23 protein-coding genes are annotated in these 21,621 nt (G+C 52.6%); 12 read left to right on the top strand and 11 right to left on the bottom strand.

All coding sequences use genetic code 11. The annotated features are described in order from the left end of the window. Positions 1–69 precede the first annotated feature (69 nt). Positions 70–1,377 carry a short-chain fatty acid transporter gene (locus QWF21_RS08445; RefSeq protein ID WP_330087615.1) on the bottom strand — a complete coding sequence of 436 codons (1,308 nt, stop codon included), beginning with the start codon at positions 1,375–1,377 and terminating at the stop codon, positions 70–72. Positions 1,378–1,526: 149 nt separating this feature from the next. After that, positions 1,527–1,901, bottom strand: a complete 375-nt coding sequence (locus QWF21_RS08450) for a DUF4168 domain-containing protein (RefSeq protein ID WP_330087616.1) — start codon at positions 1,899–1,901, stop codon at positions 1,527–1,529. Between the two features lie 169 nt (positions 1,902–2,070). On the opposite strand from QWF21_RS08450, the gene QWF21_RS08455 reads away from it, so the two are divergent. The 4 genes from QWF21_RS08455 to QWF21_RS08470 all read left to right on the top strand — a co-directional run bounded on the left by QWF21_RS08455 (position 2,071) and on the right by QWF21_RS08470 (position 6,787). Beyond that, positions 2,071–3,573, top strand: coding sequence for a sensor histidine kinase (locus QWF21_RS08455; protein WP_330087617.1), 1,503 nt, complete (start codon positions 2,071–2,073; stop codon positions 3,571–3,573). Beyond that, positions 3,570–4,964, top strand: coding sequence for a sigma-54-dependent transcriptional regulator (locus QWF21_RS08460; protein WP_330087618.1), 1,395 nt, complete (start codon positions 3,570–3,572; stop codon positions 4,962–4,964). Before QWF21_RS08455 ends, QWF21_RS08460 begins: the two co-directional genes overlap by 4 nt. Continuing rightward, entirely contained in the window at positions 4,951–5,754 is an 804-nt protein-coding gene (locus QWF21_RS08465; RefSeq protein WP_330087619.1) for a kinase, read from the top strand. The genes QWF21_RS08460 and QWF21_RS08465 overlap by 14 nt, the downstream gene beginning before the upstream one ends. A gap of 247 nt (positions 5,755–6,001) precedes the next feature. Continuing rightward, a complete protein-coding gene (locus QWF21_RS08470; protein WP_330087620.1) occupies positions 6,002–6,787 on the top strand; it encodes a peptidylprolyl isomerase in 786 nt (261 codons plus the stop codon). Positions 6,788–6,818: 31 nt separating this feature from the next. On the opposite strand, the gene QWF21_RS08475 is transcribed toward QWF21_RS08470, so the two are convergent. Continuing rightward, positions 6,819–8,510 (bottom strand): coiled-coil domain-containing protein, encoded by a 1,692-nt coding sequence (locus QWF21_RS08475; RefSeq protein WP_330087621.1) that lies wholly within the window; start codon positions 8,508–8,510, stop codon positions 6,819–6,821. Positions 8,511–8,769: 259 nt separating this feature from the next. Here QWF21_RS08475 and QWF21_RS08480 point away from each other — a divergent pair, with 259 nt between their 5' ends. Beyond that, positions 8,770–9,465, top strand: a complete 696-nt coding sequence (locus QWF21_RS08480) for a nucleotide-binding protein (RefSeq protein ID WP_330087622.1) — start codon at positions 8,770–8,772, stop codon at positions 9,463–9,465. Next, on the top strand, positions 9,425–9,775 hold the full coding sequence (locus tag QWF21_RS08485; protein WP_330087623.1) for a replication protein RepA: 351 nt from the start codon (positions 9,425–9,427) through the stop codon (positions 9,773–9,775). Before QWF21_RS08480 ends, QWF21_RS08485 begins: the two co-directional genes overlap by 41 nt. A gap of 9 nt (positions 9,776–9,784) precedes the next feature. Here QWF21_RS08485 and QWF21_RS08490 read toward each other — a convergent pair whose 3' ends face one another. Together QWF21_RS08490 and QWF21_RS08495 are read right to left on the bottom strand one after the other, a co-directional pair. Beyond that, the gene (locus QWF21_RS08490) at positions 9,785–10,213 is read right to left on the bottom strand and encodes a DUF3010 family protein (RefSeq protein WP_330087624.1); all 429 of its coding nucleotides are present in this window, start codon (positions 10,211–10,213) and stop codon (positions 9,785–9,787) included. Positions 10,214–10,252: 39 nt separating this feature from the next. Then, entirely contained in the window at positions 10,253–10,618 is a 366-nt protein-coding gene (locus tag QWF21_RS08495; RefSeq protein ID WP_330087625.1) for a hypothetical protein, read from the bottom strand. A gap of 167 nt (positions 10,619–10,785) precedes the next feature. Here QWF21_RS08495 and ccoG point away from each other — a divergent pair, with 167 nt between their 5' ends. The 4 genes from ccoG to QWF21_RS08515 all read left to right on the top strand — a co-directional run bounded on the left by ccoG (position 10,786) and on the right by QWF21_RS08515 (position 15,031). After that, positions 10,786–12,210: a cytochrome c oxidase accessory protein CcoG gene (gene ccoG / locus QWF21_RS08500; RefSeq protein WP_330087626.1), complete on the top strand. Its 1,425-nt coding sequence runs from the start codon at positions 10,786–10,788 to the stop codon at positions 12,208–12,210. 51 nt (positions 12,211–12,261) lie between these two features. After that, complete coding sequence (locus QWF21_RS08505) at positions 12,262–13,257, top strand: serine/threonine protein kinase (protein ID WP_330087627.1); 996 nt, start codon at positions 12,262–12,264, stop codon at positions 13,255–13,257. A 79-nt stretch (positions 13,258–13,336) separates the two neighbouring features. Beyond that, positions 13,337–13,978, top strand: coding sequence for a thiol:disulfide interchange protein DsbA/DsbL (locus QWF21_RS08510; protein WP_330087628.1), 642 nt, complete (start codon positions 13,337–13,339; stop codon positions 13,976–13,978). 258 nt (positions 13,979–14,236) lie between these two features. Then, the gene (locus QWF21_RS08515; protein ID WP_330087629.1) at positions 14,237–15,031 is read left to right on the top strand and encodes a putative porin; all 795 of its coding nucleotides are present in this window, start codon (positions 14,237–14,239) and stop codon (positions 15,029–15,031) included. 60 nt (positions 15,032–15,091) lie between these two features. Here QWF21_RS08515 and QWF21_RS08520 read toward each other — a convergent pair whose 3' ends face one another. After that, positions 15,092–15,484 (bottom strand): DUF4920 domain-containing protein, encoded by a 393-nt coding sequence (locus tag QWF21_RS08520; protein WP_330087630.1) that lies wholly within the window; start codon positions 15,482–15,484, stop codon positions 15,092–15,094. Between the two features lie 11 nt (positions 15,485–15,495). Next, entirely contained in the window at positions 15,496–15,846 is a 351-nt protein-coding gene (locus tag QWF21_RS08525; protein WP_330087631.1) for a RidA family protein, read from the bottom strand. A 112-nt stretch (positions 15,847–15,958) separates the two neighbouring features. Here QWF21_RS08525 and QWF21_RS08530 point away from each other — a divergent pair, with 112 nt between their 5' ends. Beyond that, on the top strand, positions 15,959–16,885 hold the full coding sequence (locus QWF21_RS08530; RefSeq protein WP_330087632.1) for a pseudouridine synthase: 927 nt from the start codon (positions 15,959–15,961) through the stop codon (positions 16,883–16,885). Continuing rightward, complete coding sequence (locus QWF21_RS08535; RefSeq protein ID WP_330087633.1) at positions 16,882–17,409, top strand: DUF6942 family protein; 528 nt, start codon at positions 16,882–16,884, stop codon at positions 17,407–17,409. Before QWF21_RS08530 ends, QWF21_RS08535 begins: the two co-directional genes overlap by 4 nt. On the opposite strand, the gene QWF21_RS08540 is transcribed toward QWF21_RS08535, so the two are convergent. From QWF21_RS08540 to uvrA, 4 genes are all read right to left on the bottom strand, one after another. Further along, the gene (locus QWF21_RS08540; RefSeq protein ID WP_330087634.1) at positions 17,399–17,860 is read right to left on the bottom strand and encodes a hypothetical protein; all 462 of its coding nucleotides are present in this window, start codon (positions 17,858–17,860) and stop codon (positions 17,399–17,401) included. The genes QWF21_RS08535 and QWF21_RS08540 overlap by 11 nt on opposite strands. A 124-nt stretch (positions 17,861–17,984) precedes the next feature. Then, positions 17,985–18,356, bottom strand: a complete 372-nt coding sequence (locus QWF21_RS08545; protein WP_330087635.1) for a helix-turn-helix domain-containing protein — start codon at positions 18,354–18,356, stop codon at positions 17,985–17,987. A gap of 17 nt (positions 18,357–18,373) precedes the next feature. Beyond that, the gene (locus QWF21_RS08550; RefSeq protein WP_305946078.1) at positions 18,374–18,676 is read right to left on the bottom strand and encodes a type II toxin-antitoxin system HigB family toxin; all 303 of its coding nucleotides are present in this window, start codon (positions 18,674–18,676) and stop codon (positions 18,374–18,376) included. Between the two features lie 60 nt (positions 18,677–18,736). After that, the gene (gene uvrA / locus QWF21_RS08555) at positions 18,737–21,559 is read right to left on the bottom strand and encodes an excinuclease ABC subunit UvrA (protein ID WP_330087636.1); all 2,823 of its coding nucleotides are present in this window, start codon (positions 21,557–21,559) and stop codon (positions 18,737–18,739) included. Positions 21,560–21,621 lie beyond the last annotated feature (62 nt).

Genomic DNA, 21,621 nt, shown 5'->3' on the forward strand with positions numbered 1-21,621 from the left:
CGTAAAAAAGATCATGGCGCCACTGTTATTGCGCCACTATAGCAAAACTGACAGGTCTCTGCTGTACGGTTAGTACCAGGTCAGCACCGCTGCTATCACCAACCCGGTTAAAAGCAGCTGCAACAGACAAAAACCCATAATATCCTTGGCCTTTAAGCCGGCAATCGCCAGCACTGGCAAAGCCCAAAATGGCTGAATCAGATTGGTCCAGGCATCGCCCCAGGCCACCGCCATTGCCACCCGCTCGATATCAGCGCCCAGCTCCAACGCGGCCGGAAGCATTACCGGTGCCTGCACCGCCCACTGGCCACCGCCGGAAGGCACAAAAATATTGACCAGGCCGGCACTTAAAAAGCTCCAAAATGGCAAGGTCTCACTGCTGGCAAAGCCAACAAACCACTGCGACAAACTTGCAGCCATGCCCGATTGCACCATCACCGCCATCATGCCGGCGTAAAAAGGAAACTGCAGCAAAATACCGGCACTGCCGCTAATCGCTTGCTGCAAACTGGTCAGCAGATTGCGTGCGCTCTGGTGCAGTAAAATCGCCGCAAATAAAAACAACAAGTTGACGCTGTTTAAATTCAGGCCACCGCCATCACTAAAATACAGCCACAAGTAACCAAGCCCCAGGCCGCCAAACAACCAGCCCAGCCAGCGGCTGTGCTCCAGTTGCTCAGCCGGCCGCTCGGGGACAGGTGCGGCTTGCAACGGCTCGGCCAGTTTGGTCGGGTCCACCAAAACTGCCTCGTCTTTATTGGGTAGCATCAAGCGGTTCAGCATCGGGATCAGCAGTACCAGCAGCAAGGTGAGGGTCAGATTAAAGCCGGAGAAAATAGTCTGACTGGTCGGGATCACGCCAATCAGGGTTTCAGAAAAATGCCCCTCCGTAGCAATGGTCAGTGGCACCGAGCCTGCCAGGCCACCATGCCAAATGACAAAACCGGAGTAGGCACTGGCCACCAGCAGGCGGTAATCTACCGCTACCCGCCGCGCCAACGCTTTGGCGAAAAAAGCGCCCACCACCAGACCAAACCCCCAGTTCAGCCAGCTGGCAACCAGTGCGACCAGCGTCACCAGCACAATGGCCGTACCGGCACTCTGCACCTTGGCAGCCAGCCCATCCAGTGCCCGCTGCACCAAAGGGGTGGTCGCCAGTAAAAAACCGGTGACCAACACCAGCATCATCTGCATGGCAAAGTTCAGCAAGCCCCAAAAGCCATCCCCCCAATACCGCAGAACAGTTAGCGGTGCCTGTTGCTGAAACAGCATGGCGGCCGCAAACACCAACAGCGTCAAAAGCAGCACCAGCACGAAGGGATCCGGCAGATAACGCTCGGTCAGACGAACAAAGGGTTTGGCTATGTTGCTCAGCATAAAGACTGTATTCCATGCATAATCATGCTGTTAGCCTAGCGGCTTTGCCAAAGAAGTACCAGCTGAGCTCAGTCAGTCATAAAAAAACCCTGTCGGCGTGACAGGGTCTGGTATGAGCAATCCAGCCAAGCTCTGGCTGCAGCCGAAGCTTAGGAGTCAGCGCGCGACATGCTTAGGATGCGCTCTCTCAGCTCATCGTCTTGCTGAGCTTGTTGCGCAATGGCATTGTATTCTGCGGCGGTCAAGCCGGCAGATTCCACTGCTTCGACCATTTCATTTTGAGCCTGTTGCTGAATTTGCTGGGCTTGTTCCGCACTTTCAGCGCTCTGAAATTCCGCTTCGTACTTGGCACCAATTTCGCCAATCGCATCCATCGCCATGGTGAACTGCAGCAGCTTGGCTTCGGTGATTTCAACCTGTTGCTGCTGTTGTGGCTGCATTGCAGCCGGATCGGCCTGTGCAACACTCAGGGTGACAGAGGCAGAAAAAGCGGCCAGACAAAGGGCAAGGGCAGTTTTCTTCATAATGGTACTCCTTTGGTTTGAGTTCGCAAAGACTGTTGCCAGAGGCGTGCCAACCCGACAGAAAAACAATAAGCAACTGATATTAAACAACAATAAACAACATCTCCGTTTGATGTCATAGCAACCCCAATTAAATTGTGTATACTAGTGACACACAATAGGGGGCAATGTGACATTTTTATCCAATCTACGACGCTGGCCACAAGCCAGTTTGCAGCGACGCTTATTGCTGTTTGTGGTACTGCCGATGCTGTTGCTGGTCGGGCTGGCGATTCGTTTTGGCCTGGCTTTAACCAGTGAGTTAGTCAGCAATAGCATGCGCACTGATTTGGAGCTGATTGGCCGTGCTATCCGTGTACCCATTAGCGATGCGCTGCTGCAGCAAGATCTGGTAGCCATCAATGCTCATCTGGAGTCGGTGTTTACCATAGGCCGGGTGTATGGCGCATCGGTTTACAACACCGATGGTCGACTGGTCGCCGCCACCGGAGTCACTGAGCGGGACCTGTCCGACAGCGAGCTGGCTTCGGAGGTGGTGCGAACCGGTCTGCAGCAGGATGGTTACCATTCGGTCTCAGGCCAATCGTTGTTTTCGCATTTTTTACCGGTGATTGATCGCAGCGGTCAGATCCACGGCTTGCTGCAAATCAGCCGTAAAGGCAGTGACTTCGAGCAAAGCCTGGACCGGATGTCGACCCTGGCCTGGATGAGCTGGGTCGCACTGGCACTTCTTAGCCTGCTGATTATGTGGCGCGGTCATCAACGCGCCATTGGTCAGCCGGTGCATCAGTTGGTGGACAGCATGCGTAAGGTCGCCGCCGGCAATAGCAAGCACCGCGCTTCACTGGAGGGCCCGGCTGAGCTGGCAGAAGTCGCTGCTGGTCTTAATCAAATGCTGGATGATATGGCAGTAGCGCAATCGCAACTGCAAAGCCAACAAGCAGAGCAGCAACGAATGCAACAACAGCTGAAGAAGCAGGAAACCATGGCGGCTATTGGCCAGGTGGTCAGTGGGGTTGCGCATGAGCTTGGCGCACCGCTCAGCGTCATTGATGGCCGGGCACAGCGGTTGCTGCGCCTGCAACAGGACGAAGACAGCCAGCGACAACTGGAGGCCATTCGTGGCCAGGTGCAGCGTCTAAGCCGGATGGTGAAACAGCTGCAAGCTTTTGCCCATACCCCGGTTGCCAGCTGGCAGACGATCTCTTTGCCGGAGTTGCTCCAGCAGGCACTCACCAGTATCAGCTTTGAACTGCAACCTGGTGATGCCGAGCCCCGGCTGCTGACTCCCTGCCCGGCACTGGTGCTAACGCTGGATCCGGCTCGCTTAGAGCTGGCACTGGTCAATGGCCTGCGCAATGCGGTGCAGGCCGCCCGCTCCGAGGTGCTTATTCAGGTGATTAGCGATCCGCATTCCTTAACTATTTTGATTGAAGACGACGGGCCCGGCCTGCCGACAGGCCAGGCAGCAGCTGATGTGATGCAACCTTTTGTCTCCACGAAACCGCAAGGCCAGGGCACCGGCCTTGGCCTGGCTATCGTGCAGCAAATTCTGCAGGAACATCAGGGCAGTGTGCAACTATCCAACAAAACGCAACCAAACCAAGAGGTAACAGGTTGCCGCCTAAGCCTGACCCTGCCATTCGCTACCATGAAGGAGCCACAGCCATGACATTCTCACCCCACCAGCTGGCGATTGTGGAAGATGATCCGGCTCTGCTGGAGTTATTGCAGGAAGAACTGACCGGCCAGGGCTATCAGGTAACTGCCTTTGCCCAGGCAGAGGATTTGCTCGCTGTGCTGGCAGAGCACTCTTTTGCACTGGTGATCAGCGATATTCGCCTGCCCGGTATCAGTGGCCTGGAATTACTAAGCCGCATCAAGCAACTCAGCAATCCACCGGCACTGTTGCTGATCACAGCCTTTGGTACCGTGCGTCAGGCCGTTGCAGCCTTAAAACAAGGCGCTGATGACTTTCTGACCAAACCGCTGGATCTGGATCATCTGACATTGTCCGTACAACGCTTGCTGGCCCACCAGGCGCTGCAACGCGAGGTCAGGCAGCTGCGGCAACAGCAACAGGAGAGCCCTGATGGCATCACCGGGATGATTGGGAAAAGTCGTGCCATGCGCCGGCTGTACCAGCACATTGCCCAGGTGGCACCGGCCCAGGGCGCCGTGCTGATTCTGGGAGAAAGTGGCAGTGGTAAGGAGCTGGTCGCTCAGGCCATTCACCGGCAAAGTGCCCGTAGCGAGCAGCCATTTATCGCCGTCAACTGCGCCGGCATCCCAGCCGAACTGATGGAAAGCGAGTTTTTCGGCCATGCTGTCGGTGCTTTTACCGGTGCCCGTAATGCCCGCCAGGGCCTGTTTAAAGAAGCTGATGGCGGCACCCTGTTGCTGGATGAAATCGCTGAAATGCCCCTGCTGCTGCAAGCCAAGCTACTGCGGGTCTTGCAGGAAGGAAAAATCCGCCCGGTGGGCAGTGATCAGGAATACAGCATTGATGTACGTATTCTGGCCGCTACCCACCAGGATCTGGAGCAAAAAGTCGAGGCGGGCAGCTTTCGTGCCGACTTATTTTACCGGCTGGAAACCTTCAGTCTGCAGGTACCACCGCTGCGTGAGCGGGCCGATGATCTGGAGCTGCTGGCCGATGTCTTTTTACAAAAGCTAAAGCAACAGCAACCCAAAAATGTGCAGGGCATCAGTCCGGAAACACTCGATTGTCTGTACCGCTATCCTTTCCCCGGCAATGTGCGGGAATTGCAAAACGCCATTGAGCGCGCTTTTACCTTCGCCGATAGCACAGAGATTCAGCCGGCAGATTTGCCCGGCCGTATCTGCAATTATCAACCAGAGACCAATCAGCCTCACCAAAGCAACACCAGTTGGCCCAGCTTGCAGCAATTGCAGCGCAACTATGTACAGCAGGTGCTGCAGCATACCGCTGGTAACAAACAAAAGGCCGCCCAGCTGCTTGGCATTACCCGCCGAACCCTGTACCGCTGGCTGGAGCCGGCAAACAGCGATAACGAAGACCCTGACCATGCAGCGAAGTGATACCAGCCCGGCTTATCAGCAGCTGCTGGCTCAGCTCTGCAGCCATTTGCTTGCCTTGCCCAAACCAGCCGTAGTGGGCATTAGTGGTGCTCAGGGCAGTGGCAAGAGCACCTTGGCCCGCCTGCTCACCGAGCAGCTTACGGCTTTGGACCTAACTACGGCTACTGTATCGCTGGATGATTATTACCTGAGCAAAGCATTGCGCCAACAACTGGCAGAGCAGGTGCATCCTCTATTGGCCCAGCGGGGTGTACCAGGCACCCACGCCATTGACAGAGCCATTGCCGATGCCAACAAGGTACTCGCAGCAAAGCCGGTGCAGCTGCCTTGTTTTGATAAAGCTCTGGATGAGCCAGTCGCTGACCGGCCGCTGCAACAGCTGCAACTGCTGATCGTCGAAGGCTGGTGTCTGGGACTTAGCCCACAGAGTGCGCAAGAGCTTGAACAGCCACAGAACAGCCTGGAGGCCAACGCTGATCCGACCGGTCAATGGCGACACTTTATCAACCAGCAATTGGCCGGCGCTTATCAGCAGTATTGGCAGTTACTAAGGCCGCTGATCTGGCTGCAGGCACCGGATTGGGAGTCGGTCTGTCGCTGGCGGGCCAAACAAGAGCAGCAACTGTGGCAACAACATGGTCAAGGCATGACGAAGCAGCAGCTTGAGTACTTTATGCTGAGTTTTGAGCGCTTAACCCGTGTCAGTTGGCAGCAGTTGCCTTGGCTGGCCGACCTTTGCATACCCTTGGATCACCAGCAACAGCCACAACTGTCATCCATTGGTCATTAGGCAAAGTCGTTTCGATTTTGTACAATTCCATTTCGCCATTGCGGAGTGACTATGCGGCTGATCCGACACCTGTTATCCCGACTCACCGAGGACCTGCTGTTATTGGCTTTGCTGCTGGCTGTGATGCTGTAGCCCAATCACAGCTGTTGCTTTTGGTAGCCTTTGGTTACTAAGTGTTACCCAGACTGGTTGCTGTCACCTCTGGTGAAGTATGCTGTTGCTCTATTCATAGCATGCGGAAATAACCATGAAAAAACCCCTTTCTCGGCTCATGGCCACTGGCCTGGTATGTGCTGGTTTGTGCTTTTCAATACAGGCTACCATCGTTGAGTTTCGCACATCGGTAGGCACCTTTGAAGTAAATCTGTTTGATGATGTCACGCCAAAAACGGTAGAAAACTTTTTAAAGTACGTAGAAGATGAAAGCTACCACAACAGTGTTATCCACCGGATGGTGCCGGATTTTGTAGTGCAGGGCGGTGGTTTTACATACAGCGGTGCCATGCCATTAAAAGTTATCCCGGCCAAACCAGCCGTACAGAATGAACCCAAACTGTCCAACCGTCGCGGTACCATTGCCATGGCCAAGGTATCCGGAAATGCCAACAGTGCCACCAATCAGTGGTTTTTTAATCTGAAAGACAACCATGCTGGCGGCCCACAACTGGATACGCAAAATGGTGGCTTTACTGTGTTTGGTCAGGTATCAGAGCATGGCATGGAAGTGCTGGAACGTATTGCTGCTCTGCCACGCTATAATCTTGGTGGTGCTGCCGACAGCATGCCTTTGCGTAATTACAGCAACGCCGATGCTGCCGCCAACAAAGCGGTTACAGCTGAACACCTGGTGATGATTGAAAGTGTGGTGGTGGTGGATCCACGTTCAAATACAGCTGCCGGCTTAAGCCCCGTCGCCAATACCCTGATTGGTCAACAGCCTCAGCAACCTGATTCTGACAGTGCCAGCTCATTGTCTATCTGGTCTGGTCTGCTGTTATTGGGTTTGTTGCTGCGACGCCGGCGTTTTCGCTAAGCTCCTCCACTTCACGAACCGGCAGCGCCCCTTAAGAAGGGGTCGCTGCTTTACTTAGTTTCTGCTCCAGTACCACGATCTTTTGCTGAGCTTGCTGGTTAGACAGTGTCAGACGTTCAATGGTAGAGGTGGAGTTACTCTTTACAAAGTTCAATTGCTCTTCCAGCTTAAGACAACGTTGCTGCAACTGCTCCTTCTCCTGCAGATACTGCTGCTGGGCTTCACGCAGTTGCTTGTTCTCTTCGCGTTGCAATTTAATGGTTTCCCGCTGCCGGGTTTGATGGCCGGTAGTAACTTCACTTTGCTCTTTTAGCATGGAATTGGTATTTTGCAGGTGAGCAATCTTGCTTTCCATCACTTGCAAGCGTGACCGCAGCCGCTTTAATTCCTGTTCTTGCTCACTGAACTCATGCTCAGAACGCATCTCCGGCAGCTTCGAGGCCAATTGCTCCAACTCTTCGGCTTGCTCTTTTAAGCGTTGCTCCTGCTCTTCTTTACTCTCTTTAACGTCACTCAGTTGTTGCAGCGCCTGGTCGCGCTCAGCTGCCAGCTGCTTTAACTGCTCGCTCAGCTCAGCAGCATGCTGCTGAGAATCGCTCAATTTGGTTTCCATAGCCCGGTAAGCTTGCTGCTCTTCATCCAACTTGTGCTGCACAGCAGTCCGGGACTCTTCGGCTTTTTTTAATTGCTGCTCAAGGATCGGCAACTGCTGCTTTTGCAGATTCAGCTCTTGCTGAGTTTGCTCCAGGCTTTGTTCCAGCTTATTGATATGCTCAGAATGCTTCGAGCTGGCACCGGCTTGCAACTCAGCATTGGCCAGTTGCAACGCGTCCAATTTTTGCGCCAACAGTTCGTATTGCTCATCCCCCTGCCGTTTCGCCTGCACAGCTTCATCCCGCTGTTGCTCAACTTCAAGCAACTGATCTTTCAAGCGATTCAACTCTGCCTGCTGAGCCACTAATTGTTGCTGCAATTCATTCAGTGCTTTTTGGCGTTCAATCGCCAGTTGCTGCGCATCGGTAAATTGCTGATGCAAATCCTGGCTGTCTTCCGTCAACTCTTTCGAACGTTCACGCAGTTGGTCAATTTCCTGCTGCATATCTTGCTGCTGCAGTTCGAGTTGTTCAATCTGAAGTTCCAATTGCTCAATCATGTCATCGTGCTCAGTTAAAGAAGCCGCTGTCACAGCAGCTGATGGTTGGGAAGTCTGTGCCTTGGGCACACCATGAACGGTTGCAGACGTTTTCGCAGCAACTGCCGGCTCTTGATCTGGTTGTTCAACGGGTTCTGCAGATGCTTCCTTTGCATCGGTTGGCTGCTCTTTGGCCTGCTCCATCGGCTGAGTCAGCGTCTGCTCAGGTTCAGTACCCAAATCAGCGGCCTCCTCCATCACCTCTGCCGGCGGAGCTTGTTCGGCTTGCCCGGCATCTTTTTCCTGATTGGCTTTTTTATTTTTACTGAATTTCAGCATTTTACTTAATGAACCAGGCATTTTCTCAGTCAGTGCTGTTAACGAAGCGATGCCACGGGTGGTTGCTGTCGAAGCATCAAGGGCTGCAGCCTGCACTGGATCGTACTGATACTCTGTACACCAGTGGTCAAAATGCACCACAATGCTGGAGCGACTGCCATCAATCTGTTTCGCCAGAATATCCAACGTAATAGGCCGCCCTTCCCTTTGCAACCGCTCACACACTGCTTTCACTTCGCTGTAATTTGCCATTGCGTACCCGCCTTTCTACCAACTGAGCTAAGTAGGATACTTGTTTTTTGCTGAAACTGGAAATCTTTAGCGCATATTTTTTGTTCGATTGTTACATCGGATACACAGATAAATTACCTGAAGTTCGCTGCCAATAGCTTTGCGTGTTTCGCCGCTCATTTCCAGCGCTGATTATTCGCATACTCTAAAGTTCCAGCCTATACTTTTTAGTAGGTTCCGCAGGAACATTTCACTGAAAGCAGCAAATGAGGATAGACAGATGATTCTGTTAGTCGGTGGAGAAAAAGGTGGCAGCGGTAAAAGTTGTCTGGCACAGAACATCGCGGTGTATTTTACCCGGGAAAAACAAGCCAATGTAATGCTGGTCGACTGTGATCCACAGCGAACGACCTCGGATTGGGTACAGGAAAGGCATCTGAACCCAGACCTGCCCTGGATTAACTGCGTACAAATGTACGGCAAAATCCGGTACGAGCTGAAAAGCCTGGAAATGCATTACGATGTGGTAGTGGTAGACTGCGGTGGCCAGGACAGTGTTGCCCTGCGCTCGGCCATGGTGGTTGCCAGCCATGTGTTATTGCCTCTGCGTCCCAAGCGACGGGATCTGAAAACACTGGAGCATTTAGAAGATCTGGTCAGCGCCAGCAATGTGGTCAATCCTGATATGATTGTCGGCTGCGTGATGACACAGTGCCCATCCCTGCCGAACCAGGCGAACCGTATTCTGGATGCCAAGGAAGTCTGTAAGTCATTCAACTTACGAGTCCTTGAAGCCATTACCTACAGCCGTAACATCTATGATGACAGCGAAGAGAAAGGCTTATCGGTGATGGACATCGATCCGGATGGCAAAGCCGCTGTAGAAATCCGGGATATTATTACTGAACTGCTGTCGATGAAGGCGATACAAGAAGATGGGTCTGCAGGATCTGAAAAAAAAGTCTACGCCGTCTGAACGAAAATCCGTCGATGTAGATGCGTTTATTGATGATGCCAACAATTATGCCATGGGTTTGCCTAAGGTCGTAAACCTGCGCCAACTGCAGCCTGACGGAGAGCCAGGCCCACGTAAGCCTATGCGCCATGCCACTTTTACTCTGAGCCAGGAAGCGATTGAGGCCCTGAATCAGCTTAGTGAGTTAACAGGTGAAGCAAAGTCTAAAATTATCCGGCATTTGGTGTTGCAGGCAATTCAGCAAGCCAGCCCAAGACCCGATCTGGTGATAGAGCCCGTTACCCCCTCGGATAAAACAGGCTCCAGCTAAGGTCCCGCTTTATTCTTTACGATGCAACCAGGCATAAGCAGTTTCGAAAGCGGTTTGCTGAAAGCCTTTTAAGCCCGTGGCTTTAAAATCGATGAGCAGCGGGTTACGACTGAGCTGGTCTTTAATCTGCTGACCAGATAGCAGCTCTACGTTAATATCCGGCAACAGTTGCAAGGCCGTTTCAATCTTAAAGCCCACAGCACCACCGGCAAATTTGCCTTTTTGCGGCCGCTCCCGAATAACTAACTGACTTACTTTATAGTCCTGCAAAAATTTTTGCAGTGTAAACTGAAACTTGCGAACAGACTCGGCGTCCTTATCCTGCAAGAGGGCAAAACGCTGCTGGCGGCAATCCGGCAATTGAAATAATCCCTGCTCCAGCGTCATCAGACAAATAATGGCTTCATTGCTTTTAATATCTACCCCACAAACACGCATCAGTATCTCCTAAAGTAATTTTATTGATATACCGCAAGCTCAGTGTCGCATCAGGATGTCATACTGACTGTCGATAATGCCACAGGCTTTGCGCAGTGGTTCGCCAAACAGCAACGGATTAAAGTCACCATCGATGCAATACCGCTGCCGGAATAACAGCAGCTCCTGTTTCGACGATGCTGCCCGTTGCAATTGTGCCCGCTGGCCTTCACCCAGCTCTTGCCCTAACTCAGCAAAGAGTCGGTCAATGTTGCGTAAGGCCTGAGCTTCACCAGAGCGGCTGGTCAATCCGGCCATTTGATAAAACTGCTGAAACAGCCATTCTTTATAGGGACTCACTCTGGGATGATCAGAAAAGGTCGCCAGCAACAGAATGACCAGCAAAATGAACAGTAGCTTTTTCATGGCAAAGCTTTTCCTGAGTACAGATAGCTTGATCATACCTGATTGCCGGAACATTTGTCTGCATCCGACCAAAGTAAAAGCACTGTTCCTGAACACCATCCAAAGAAATGGTATACTGCAGTCAGCAGAATCGTTGTCTGCTGATGCATGCCAGGGCAGAGGTAACCGTGACCAATAAGATTGATGTGAAAAATATTCCGGTAGACGTAAAGCTGCATAAGCCAGAGCAAACACCACCAGGCCGTTACCCATCGCGTGATCGCATTTATGTCAGGGCCATGAAGGGCATGCATCAGGCTATACGGCGTTACATGGGCTTCTTTTTTATGGGCCTGTTTATGCTGCTACCCTGGCTGCGGTACAACGGTGAGCAAGCCATTTTGCTGAATATCGCTGAACAAAAATTCAGTATCTTTGCCCTGACGCTCTGGCCACAGGATTTCACCATTCTGGCCTGGCTCTTTATTATAGCGGCCTATGCCTTATTCTTTGTTACCACGTTTTATGGCCGGGTTTGGTGTGGTTATTTGTGCCCACAATCGGTCTGGACTTTTATCTTTATGTGGTTTGAAGAAAAGATTCAGGGCAGTCGTAACCAACGCATGAAGCTGGACCAGCAGCCATGGAGTATCAGTAAATTCGGTAAAAAGTTTCTTACCCACCTCTGTTGGGTAGCCTTTGCCTTGTTAACAGCCTTGATTTTTGTGGGCTACTTTACCCCGGTGGACCAACTCTTTCTGAACTTTTTCACTCTACAGGCCGGTTTCTGGGCCACGCTCTCGGTGTTGTTTTTCACCTTCTGCACCTATGGCAATGCCGGCTGGATGCGTGAGATTATGTGTACTCATATGTGTCCGTACGCCCGCTTTCAATCGGCAATGTTCGATAAAGATACTTTCACGGTGGCTTACGATGAGCGTCGGGGGGAAACCCGTGGCCCACGTAGCCGTAAAGATACCGATTACAAAGCCAAAGGTCTGGGAGATTGCATCGACTGCAACCTGTGCGTGCATGTCTGTCCGACCGGCATCGATATCCGCAATGGCCTGCAGTACGAGTGCATCAACTGTGGTGCCTGCATTGATGCCTGCGACGATACCATGAGCAAAATGGGCTATCCAAAAGGCTTAATTAGCTACACTACGGAAAACCGGCTGCAAGGCAAAGGTGCCCATGTGCTAAGGCCTAAGCTGCTGGGCTATTTCACAGTACTGGTGATCGTTTGTCTGGCCTTTGTTTATACCTTATACAGCCGGCAGCCGCTGGAGTTTGATATTCTGCGAGACCGCGGAGCCTTGTACCGTGATACCAGTGAGGGTTGGGTGGAAAATACCTATACGCTACGTATCATTAATAAGTCACAACAAGCGCAAACCTTTGTGTTTTCAATGTCGGGGCTGGCTGATGTTCGTTGGATAGGCCCTACCGAGCTAACCGTAGCCGGCGGTGAGACTGCCAGCCTGCCAATCAGTCTGGCTGCCGATCCCTGGGAGCTGGAGCAACCCATTAGTGACATCACCTTTACGGTCACCATTGAAGGGCAGCCAGATATCGAAGTCTCACAAACCAACCGCTTCTTCTCCAGACGCTAAGTCATGCTATAGTCGCTGCATGTTCTTGCCTGCAGCGACTATAGGAGCCCCATGTCCGCTTTTTGTTTTGCCGATTTAACACCTGATGCCGTACTGGATGCACTGGAGCATATCGGCTTTGTCATTCATTCTGGCTTAACCCCTCTCAATAGCTATGAGAACCGGGTCTATCAATTTATCGGCGAATTGCCAGAGCAGCCAGAGATCCAGCGCTGGGTCGTCAAATTCTACCGCCCGCAACGCTGGAGCCATGCCCAGTTGCAGGAGGAACACGACTTTACCTACGAGCTATTGGCCGCCGATGTGCCGGTGGTCGCCCCCATAAAGCTGGCCGGTCAATCCGTATTGCCTTATACCGGTGGCTATTTTGCGCTGTTTCCCAGCAGAGGGGGGCGCACCCTGGAAACGGACAACGAAGAACAATTGGCCCAACTAGGTCGATTTTTAGGGCGTCTGCACCAGGTGGGACAAAGCAAGGTGTTTCAACAGCGCCCAAGCTTCAGTACCGATAGCCACTTGCTGCAAAGCCGGCAGGTGCTGCAGCAGTGCCCGCACATCCCAGCGCATATGCACAATGCATTTTTTACCGTATTGGACCAGGTTATCACCGAAGCAACTGCCTTGTATCAACCCAGGCAGTTAATTCGGGTGCATGGGGACTGTCATGCCGGTAATTTATTCATTGATCAACAAGGGCCCTTTTTTGTCGATCTGGATGACTGCCGTATGGGTCCGGCGATTCAGGATCTGTGGATGATGCTGTCGGGTGAGCGTGCCGACCAGTTGCTGTATCTGGACATCATGTTGGAGGAGTACCAACAATATTGCGATTTTAACCCGGCGGAGCTGAAACTGATCGAACCCTTGCGTGCCATGCGTATAATTCATTACATGGCCTGGCTGGCACGACGTTGGGATGATCCGGCTTTTGCAATGAACTTTCCATGGTTTGCGACAGACAAATACTGGGAGCAGCAGGCTTTGGTGTTAAAAGAACAATTGTTTCAGCTGCGCCAGCCCCCGTTATCGCTGCAGGCCGGTTTTTAATAGGCCAGCCATGGGCAAAACGAGGCTTTTTTGCTAGGCTAGCCCAATCAGATTGTTGTACTTTATGAAAGGAACTTCCATGATGAAAACGTTGTTTGCTTTATTGGTAGCCACGGTCTTGCTGGCAGCCCCGGCTTACGCCCAGACCTTTGTTGAAGGCAAGCACTACGAGGTAATAGCAGAGCAAGGCACCGACAAGCCAGAGTTAAAAGAGTACTTCTCCTTTTTCTGCGGCGGCTGTGCCAGTATCGAACCGGTTGTACAGCAGCTAAGTGATAACCTGCCAGAAGGCACTCAGTTTAAAAAAGTCCATGTGGATTTTGTGCGGGGCGCCTCACCGGAAGTGCAAAATACGCTGGCCCGAGCCTATATCGTCGCCGATGCACTGGACAGAGGTAATGCTTTCTCAACAGCTGTCTTCAACCATATCCACCGTCAGCGCCAGCAAATACGTAACGACAATGATGTCCGTACCATCGCCCTGGGTGTTGGCATTGCAGCAGACGAGTACGATAGCCGCATCAACAGCTTTGCCGTGCGTATGGGCGCCACTGTGATGCGCAACGAACAAAATGAAATGTCCCGTTCACGCGTGCTGACCGGTGTCCCTACCTTTGTCATTAACGGCAAATACAAAATAAATAACTCCAATCTGGATGGCCGTAACTTCGCCTCCGAGCTGGAGCAACTGGTAGATTATCTGCTGCAAAAAGACAGCTAATATCTCCTCGGGCAGGCAGCAAAAGCTGCCTGGCCTCATCCCCAACGCTCAGTTGTTACCCACCAGACAGACTCCGCTAGCAGCCACAGCTACCTCGTCAGGCAACGGCTCCAGACTGATTTACTTTTAATCAATTTGCATAACAATCCAACAGTTAACACCCAAAAAACAATTTATGACACTGGTATGACTTTACATTACATCATTGCCCCCCTAGAATCCGCCGCCGTGACACCAACAGGACAAGGACATAACACTATGATGTTAAAATATGCACTTCCATTCGTTGCAGTTGCAGCATCCGCTTCTGCCATCGCCAATGATTACCAACTGATCTCTTCTCTGGAGTGGGATCATATCCGTCAAGGCGGTAACTCTGCCAATGTACGCGCATTGGAAGCCACCTACTTCCTGGACAGCAAAACTGTACTTGGTCCGCTGGATCAGTTTGAGTACATCAACAAAACTTCCAACATCCAGGCTGGTTATAGCCGCGCCGATAGCACCAACCTGTATGGTCTGGGTGGCGAATATTTTACCGATTCAGGTGTTGTAGTTTCTGCAGCTCACCTGCGCAACAGCGATTTCCATACCAATACACTGGGCCTGGGCTACCTGTTTTCAAATGACTTCATCGTTCGCGCTGAAGCCATTCGCCCACGCAGCGAAAGCACTTCTTACCTGTTCTCTGCCAGCTACAATGTGCAGCTGGAAGGCAACGACTACATCGGCTTTACCGTAAGCACCGATGATGACTTCGACTACCAGAGCATCAGCAGCAAGTACTTCGCTGCTCTGGGTGATGATCGTTTTATCACTGTGGGCGCTGAATTTGAGCGCTTTGACGGCGAGCGCAATGAGTGGGAAGCAGAAGTAGGTTTCTACTTCACCCGTATGACTTCAGTTGCAGTTACTTACAATCGCAGCAAAAGCTACGGCTTCAAAGCTAAGCACTTCTTCAACCAGAATTGGGCACTGGCAGCTGGCTACGGCAGCAACCGTGACGAATCAGGTCTGAACATTTGGCACCTGGGCGTTACTGGCCAGTTCTAAACCATAGTTTATGATCTTGCAAAGGGCACCCTGAGTGCCCTTTTTGTTGTCGGCAGTATTTTACTCAGCAGTTTCAATCAAGACGGCTATCGGCACCAATTGATACCGTGCACTGTCAGCACCTGGCCAGGGCTGCAAAATGCCGGTTGCATAAGCAGTTTTGCCTTTGGCGCTTACCGGAAACACCATGTCACCATCCCGCACCTTGATACGAAACGCCGGTTGATGCTCTGTCGTTTCAAAGCGCATCCAGCAATGCATTTTCTCACAGACTGCAGCGATGGTGCCCTGCACTGTCACTTCCTGATCCAAATAGTGTTCCGGGGCAGCCAGGATACTGCTTAAAGCAACTAATTTTTCCTGCTGCACTTCGCCGCCAAACTGCACCGGATCAGCCTGTGCAACGCTTACTAAACAGCTGGCAGCAGCCAGCAAGATGATGATTTTGTTCATTCTAAGCTCCTTTATTCCGGACAAGCTGCCACAAAGGCAATTTCAACCAGCATGGCTGGATCCAGCAGTTCTACCTTGATGCAGGCGCGTGATGGTGCACAGCCTGCCGGCAGCCAGGCATCCCAGCACTGGTTAAAAGCATCGACCTGACTGCTATCGGTAATGAAAATAGTGGCACTGAGTAACTTGCTGTGATCGCTGCCAAGGGCCGCCAGGGTTTGCTCTGCCAGCTGGAAAATCTGCCGGGCCTGACCCGCCATATCGGCGCTGGTATCCTCCGGTACTTCAACAAAGTGGGCGATGCCGTTAAATACGGTGGCATCGGACCAGCGCTGACTTGGATTGTGGCGTTGAATACGCATCGTGAACTCCTGCATGCAAAAATGGATTATTGCCAGCTTAAATGCGAAATACAATCATTTTCATAGCTCAGTATCCAACAGACCACAGCGAGTGCGGCTTTGTGGTACACTCATGCTGTATAACTGGGAACTTGCCGTGTCGATTGCCAAAACTGCCTCTGAAATTACCTTACCACCCACCAGCAATGGCTGTCCTACCGTATTTGAGTTTTTGTGTCAGCGCTTTCCCAACATAGGTGAAGCCATCTGGCGTGAGCGCATGGCAGCGGGCAAGGTGCACTGGCATCATGGGGAGCTTATCAGCGAGAAGACACCATTTTTACCCAGCCGGCGGGTCTGTTATTACCGCGAAGTGACGGCCGAGCCGGTGATCCCCTTTGCCCATCGTATCCTGTATCAGGATGAGCATATCCTGATTGCCGACAAGCCGCACTTTTTGCCAGTAACGCCGGGTGGCGATTACGTCAATGAATGCCTGCTGGCCCGGCTAAAGCGTGATACCGGCCTGGTCGATCTGGTCCCAGTGCACCGGCTGGATCGCGACACCGCCGGCCTGGTGCTGTTTTCGTTAAACCCAAAAAGCCGCCCCGGCTACTACCAGTTGTTTGTCACAGGCAGCATTCAGAAGCAGTATCAGGCGGTAGCCCGGCTGACACCACAGCTGCAGCAAGCGGCCTTGCCACAGCGCTGGCAGATAGACAACCGCATTGAGAAAGCCAAGCCAGGCTTTATCAACCGCATTGCCGCAGGCGAGCCCAATGCCCGCTCTACCATCGAGCTGACTGAACGCAGCGGGGAGTTGGGGCTCTTTCAATTGCAGCCCCATACCGGCAAAACCCATCAACTGCGGCTGCATATGCTCAGCCTGGGCGTGCCAATTTTGTACGATCGCTATTACCCCGAACTGTTGCCCAAGCAGGCCCCCAATTTCAGTCAGCCGTTGCAGCTGTTGGCCAAACAGCTTAGCTTCAACGACCCAACCATTGGCGAGGCCCGGCATTTTGAGTCTGGCTTTGAACTGCAGGAGCGGCCGGCATGAAGCATGGCTGTGGGCTGGGCGATGCCAATGCCATGCTGCGGGTTTATGTGGCAAAACGGCCACCGATGCAGGAGTATGCGCAGTTAAACGGGGTACAGCCACTGTGCCGCGGCGAAATCGACAGCATCAATCAGGCTTGCGGCAATGGCTGGCGTAAGCTGTTTAATGTGTACGCCAAACTGGTGCAAGCATTGCCAGAAGCCCTGCAGCCTCTGAAACAAGCCAGTACCAGCTGGCAAAGCTATCGTGACCAGCACCTGCTGCAAGCAGGCAGCAGCACAGCACTGCTGTTTAGCGCGCCGCAGCTGCAGCCGACCAGTAACACCCTGCATATCATCGCCGGCCGCACCCACGCTAAAGTGCTGCTGGCTGGCGGCCTTGACGCCCAACTCGACTGGCTGGATCACGAGTTTGCCATGGATAAACAGCAGCGCTTGCTGGTTTGCCCGTATTTTGACTACCGGCAACTGAGCAATGAGAAAATCGAGCGGTTGTGTGGTTTGATAGAAAAGATTACCGATTAGTGGGAGTCAGCAGAGCTTCACTTTGCGCAAACAAACGCCAGCGCCGCCAAACCTTATGCAGCTGGGTAAGCACAATTAGGCTAATCAGTAGGGTTAAGTCCAAGTTACCTGTGGTTGCAAAACTATAGACCGCATCCGCCAACCCCAGATAGCTCAGCACCAGGCAACTGAACAGACCGGCATAGTACCCGCGCAGCAATCCATAAAAGCATATGGCCATCAAAGCAAACCCGCCCCACAGCATTGCAAGCACCCTGAATGGATGTTGCAGCGTATACTCCGAGAAAGTAAAGGAAGTAGACGCATCACCGCCCAGCAAATAAATCGTGGCAAACAGAAAAACGACACCATAAAAGCCCAGTACCAACCAACCAGCAATTTTTAGCCATACCGGCACCGCCAGGCGGCGCTGCTTTAGTATCTCGTTGTTGTTCCTCTGTGATGGGTTCATCTACTTTCCTTAGTGCGCGGGATACATTGCTGCAATGATAACATAGCGATGATGGCAACAGATTATACAGGTGATCAGTCAAAAGCATTTTGCTTTGTGACTACGGCTCCCTTAATTTCAGCGGCTAAGTCGGCAACTTAGCCGAAGGTTTAATGAGTGACTCAGCCGGTATACCCAGCCCCTCGTGTAAACGCCAGATCATATTTAACGTCAGAGAGCGTTTGTAATTTAAAATTTCATACACCCGGTTGCTCTTGCCTATCATAGGCTCAAGATCTTTTACCGATAAGCCTTTGCGCTCCATTTCAAATTTAATGGCCTCTACCGGATCGGGTAATTCCATCGGAAAGTGTTTCGCTTCGTAAGCCTCAATCAAGGTGACCAGCACATCCAATTTCTCACCTTCAGCTGTATCCGGCGCTGCCAACATCAAGGCCTCAACCTCTTGCAATGCTGCACGGTAGTCAGCATCATTTTTGATGGGTTTTATCTCCATGTTGCTACCTCCCGTTGTTAAATACGTTGAACATCTATCGTATCGTACTCTGCATGAGTTCCAATAAAGCGTATATACACCACTTGGTAGTGATAATTTACCCAGACCACAAGCCGATATTTATTACCGGCAATGTTAAACACAACCCTGCCATCTTTTAAAATACTTGCATGTCTAAAGTCATTTTTTACGTCTGCCGGCGCATGCCAATTTGCTTTTTGCACAAAGCGATACCATGATAAAGCTGGCTCTTTTGCATCTATGTACTCGGGGTTTAACTCCCAAAATGACTTTAGTGTCGACAATGCAATGATCCGCATAGCCACCATCTTAGTCCCAAAATGGGACTTTTGCAATGTTTCTACAACATCTCATGCCCACTACCCCAACAACGGCTTCAGATAATGCCCGGTAAAAGACTTTTTGCACTTGGCAACCTGCTCCGGCGTGCCGGCTACCAGGATTTCGCCGCCACCGCTGCCGCCTTCGGGGCCTAAGTCGACAATCCAGTCGGCGGTTTTGATCACATCCAGGTTGTGCTCGATCACCACCACGGTATTGCCGTGATCGCGCAGCCGGTGCAGCACGTTCAGCAGTTGCTGCACATCGTAAAAGTGCAGGCCGGTGGTGGGCTCGTCCAGAATGTACAGGGTTTTGCCGGTATCGCGCTTGCTAAGCTCACGGGCTAATTTCACCCGCTGGGCTTCACCACCGGATAAGGTGGTGGCCGACTGGCCAAGCTTGATGTACGAAAGACCGACATCCATCAGGGTTTGCAGCTTGCGCTTAATGGCCGGAATCGCCTGGAAGAACTCCAGCGCATCTTCCACCGTCATATCCAGCACTTCGTGAATGCTCTTGCCTTTGTATTTCACTTCCAGCGTTTCGCGGTTGTAGCGCTTGCCCTTACAGACATCGCAGGGCACGTAGACATCGGGTAAAAAGTGCATTTCCACCTTAATCACGCCATCGCCCTGACAGGCCTCGCAGCGCCCGCCTTTGACGTTAAAGCTGAAACGCCCAACCTGATAACCGCGCGAACGCGCTTCCTGAGTACCGGCAAACAGCTCGCGCACCCCGGTGAAAATACCGGTGTAGGTGGCAGCATTGGAGCGCGGGGTGCGGCCAATCGGGCTTTGATCGATGTCGATCACTTTATCAAAATGCTCCAGACCTTCGATGGCTTGGTGTGGCGCTGCATCGCTGCCCTCGCCCTTGTTCAGCACCTTGTGCGCCACCCGGTACAGGGTGTCGTTGATTAAGGTGGACTTGCCCGAGCCCGACACACCGGTAACACAGGTCAGCAAGCCAAAGGGAATGGCCAAATCAACCTTTTTCAGGTTGTTGCCGCTGGCACCCAGCACCTTCAGCCACTTATCGGTCAGCGGCGTGCGCGCTTTCGGCACTTCAATCCGTCGCTTGTTGCTGAGGTACTGACCGGTCAGCGATTGTTCGCAGGCTTTAATGTCGTCCAGCGTGCCCTGCGCCACCACCTGGCCGCCGTGCACGCCGGCACCCGGGCCAATATCCAGAATATGATCGGCGCTGCGAATGGCATCTTCGTCGTGTTCAACCACGATGACGGTATTGCCAAGGTCGCGCAAGTGCGTCAGGGTACCTAGCAAGCGGTCGTTGTCGCGCTGATGCAGGCCAATCGAAGGTTCATCCAGCACATACATCACACCCACCAAACCCGCGCCAATCTGGCTGGCCAGCCGGATGCGCTGGGCTTCGCCGCCGGACAGGGTTTCGGCGCTACGCGATAAAGTCAGGTAGTTCAAACCGACATTGACCAGAAAGCGCAGCCGATCCTGAATTTCTTTTAACACCTTTTCGGCAATTTTGGCTTTTTGGCCGGTCAAGCTGAGCTGCTGGAAAAAATCGAGGCAATCGCCGATAGAGCGCTCGGTCACCATCGGCAGGTTGGTCTGGCCAATAAAAACATGGCGCGCTTCTTCACGCAACCGGCTGCCGTTGCAGCTGGGGCAGGGCTGGCTGGCCATGTATTTCACCAGTTCATCGCGCACCGAATTCGACTCGGTATCGCGGTAGCGTCGCTCCATATTGGGCAAAATGCCTTCAAACGGATGGCGCCGGCGCACCGCATCGCCGCGATCATTGACGTAACTAAAATCAATCGCAGTGCTGCCACTGCCATAAAGCACTGCCTGTTGCTGTTTCTTAGTCAGATCAGCAAAAGGGGTATCGACCGAAAAGCCGTAATGTTCGGCCACCGACAGCAGCATCTGATGGTAATAAAAACTACGTTTATCCCAGCCGCGAATCGCCCCGCCAGCCAGACTAAGCGCCGGATTGCTGACCACCTTGGCCGGATCGAAGAATTGCTTTACCCCCAAACCATCGCAACTAGGGCAGGCACCGGCCGGGTTGTTAAAGGAAAACATCCGCGGCTCCAGCTCGGTCATCGAGTAGCCGCAGGTAGGGCAGGCAAAGTTGGCCGAGAACACCAGCTCTTCTTTACCCGGGTCGTCCATATCGGCCACCCGCACTACACCACCGGACAGCTGCAGCGCCGTTTCCAGCGATTCGGCCAGCCGCTGCTGGATATCGGCCCGTACTTTAATGCGGTCGATCACTACCTCAATGCTGTGCTTTTTGTGCAGCTCCAGCGTCGGCGGATCGCTTAAATCGCAGATTTCGCCATCAATGCGGGCCCGAATGTACCCCTGCGCCGCCAGGCTTTCCAGCAGCTTAACGTGCTCGCCCTTGCGGTCTTGTACCACAGGCGCCAGCACCATCATTTTGCTGCCCTCCGGCAGCGCCAGCACTTTATCCACCATTTCGCTGATGGTCTGGGCCGCCAGGGGCAAATCATGCTCCGGGCAGCGCGGCTCGCCTACCCGGGCAAACAACAGCCGCAGGTAATCGTAAATTTCGGTGATGGTACCGACCGTCGAGCGCGGATTGTGCGAAGTGGATTTTTGCTCAATCGAAATGGCCGGTGACAAGCCTTCAATCAGATCGACATCCGGCTTTTCCATCATACTCAGAAACTGACGGGCATAGGCCGACAGCGACTCGACGTAACGGCGCTGCCCTTCAGCATAGAGGGTATCGAACGCCAGCGACGACTTGCCGGAGCCGGACAAACCGGTGATCACAATCAGCTTGTCACGCGGAATATCGAGCGAAAAGTTCTTCAGGTTGTGGGTACGGGCTCCACGAATTGAAATTTTATCCATGCGTTCTGTTACCTGCAGCGGGCAGCCGGGTTGGCTAATGATAAAAACTGTACAAATATACA

The organism is Alkalimonas mucilaginosa (assembly GCF_036327005.1).
Taxonomy (GTDB): domain Bacteria; phylum Pseudomonadota; class Gammaproteobacteria; order Enterobacterales; family Alteromonadaceae; genus Alkalimonas; species Alkalimonas mucilaginosa.